Genomic DNA, 1,911 nt, shown 5'->3' with positions numbered 1-1,911 from the left:
GACATGGTGGCCAAGCACTATGGGCGCTTCCTGCCGCAGGACAAGGCAGCGCTCGCCGCACAGATCCTGAACCGCGTCTGGGAGGCGGTGTAGAGGCACCGCTTCACTGTTTGAAGCAGTGTTCCCGGTGCCATTTCAGGAAGTGCGGATGCGGTCGCTCGAGGGTCTTTTTCGGCGTGATGGCGCGACCACTCCGGTTGATGAAGGCCCGCACGCTATCGGGGTCGTTGGCCTGCCGGGAGATCAGAATCTCCAGATCATCCGAGAGGCTGATCAGACCGCGATCAAACATCCAGTGCGCGGTGCCCGACAAGGCCAACCCATTACTGATGATGTCGGGTCCATTCGCCTCCACCGGTCGGATATGTGCCGCGGCGACCTCGGCCCGCCCTCCGCCATTGATGAGCTTAAGGCCGCTGATCGCGCAGCGCTCGTCATAGGCGCGCAGCACCACCCGCCGGAAGATCCGATCCCTCACGATCCGCGATGAAAGGATGCTGACCCGTTCCCGGGGCTGCTCGAATGCGAACGGCGCCTGCTCTTCACGAAAGCCGGCAACGGGCGCGTCATCGTCGACGCGCGGAAGCAACGGTTCGCTGTCATCCAGCCCGAGCCGGATGATGCGATCGAAATCGGCCGGCGAGAGCGCACGCACGGCGGCCTGCGCGCGACCTGAAATCCGCCCATTCTCATTCAGCACGCCACTCTCGATGACACCATCCGCATCGCTGAACGGCACCGGATGAACGAAATCGAGGTAGCTTCCGGGCTCGATCAGCGCCAGATACATGCCGGGCGCCGTCGGGTCGGGCACGACCCGCTCGACCTTGGCGATCGCGAAATAGCCGCGCGTCTCCGCAACTTTCCGAGGCTCGTAATAGACGATCCAGTCGCCGAGGCAGGCCTCGACCCGCCCGAGATACAGCGACGGAAATTGATACTGCTCGGCCGGGCTGTCATCGTAGATCGAGTCCGAGCGGTGAATGAAGACGCCGAATCCCATGTCCCATCCCTGATCCGCGCCATCATATTGCGTTTTCGACGCCAGGGAGGAGAAAGTCGCGCCCTTCGTTCCACAATGCACTTCGGCCCCGTGGGCCATGTGAGCGATAGGGTGGCTTTCTATAAATCATGTATCGGCTAATATGAGAGCTATAGAGGAGGACTCTATCGCTCATGGCATGGAATTGGACGCAGCCCCATTGGCCTCACTTTACCTATGATCCAGCCGCCCTTGAACCGCTGGAGCGGCACTTCCTGCTGCTCTCCGGTGAGATGATCGGCGCGGTCCGGCATGTGCGCGACGATGACCGCGACCTGCTGCGGATCGAGTTTCTCAGCGAGGAGGCGGTCAAGACCAGCGCGATCGAGGGTGAGGCCCTGGATCGTCTGAGCGTGCAATCCTCCCTACGCCGGCAATTCGGCTTCGACACCGACGATCGCGCCGTGAAGCCGAAGGAACGCGGCATCGCGGAGATGATGGCGGATCTCTACCGGAGTTGGGCGAATCCTCTCGACGCCGACACACTGTTCCGCTGGCACCGCATGCTGATGGCGGACAGCCGGCATCTGGAGACGATCGGCGGCTATCGCCGCCATGAAGACGCGATGCAGATCGTGTCCGGTCGTTACGATCGGCCGACAGTGCATTTCGAGGCCCCGCCTTCGTCTCAGGTTCCCGAAGAGATGAGCGCCTATCTCGATTGGTTCAACCGCTCAGCACCGAACGGTAGCACACCGCTGCCGGCACTAACCCGGGCCGGCATTGGACATCTCTGTTTCGAGAGCATCCACCCCTTCGAGGATGGCAACGGTCGGATCGGTCGCGCCGCCGCGGAAAAGTCCCTCGCGCAGAATATCGGACAACCGACGCTGATCGCACTCGCCCATACCATCGAGCAGCACCGCAAG

General features: G+C 62.2%; 2 protein-coding genes. One reads left to right on the top strand and one right to left on the bottom strand.

Features of this window, described 5'->3' with window-relative positions; all coding sequences use genetic code 11:
• Positions 1-103: 103 nt before the first annotated feature.
• Complete coding sequence (locus MEU52_RS21675; protein ID WP_238123946.1) at positions 104-1,003, bottom strand: HNH endonuclease; 900 nt, start codon at positions 1,001-1,003, stop codon at positions 104-106.
• 173 nt (positions 1,004-1,176) lie between these two features.
• Between MEU52_RS21675 and MEU52_RS21670 the strand changes: the two genes are divergently transcribed.
• The coding region (locus MEU52_RS21670; protein WP_238123945.1) for a Fic family protein at positions 1,177-1,911 on the top strand (735 nt) is incomplete at its 3' end.

Origin of the sequence: Xanthobacter sp. NM-25, assembly GCF_022138605.1 — a bacterium.
Lineage (GTDB): Bacteria > Pseudomonadota > Alphaproteobacteria > Rhizobiales > Xanthobacteraceae > Xanthobacter.
Note: the sequence above shows the minus strand (reverse complement) of the source record. Positions and strands in the feature narration are given on the sequence as shown.

What these genes read in the sequence shown, in the direction of transcription:
- MEU52_RS21675 (WP_238123946.1), bottom strand. Translation starts at nt 1,003, where the DNA reads ATGGGATTCGGCGTCTTCATTCACCGCTCGGACTCGATCTACGATGAC.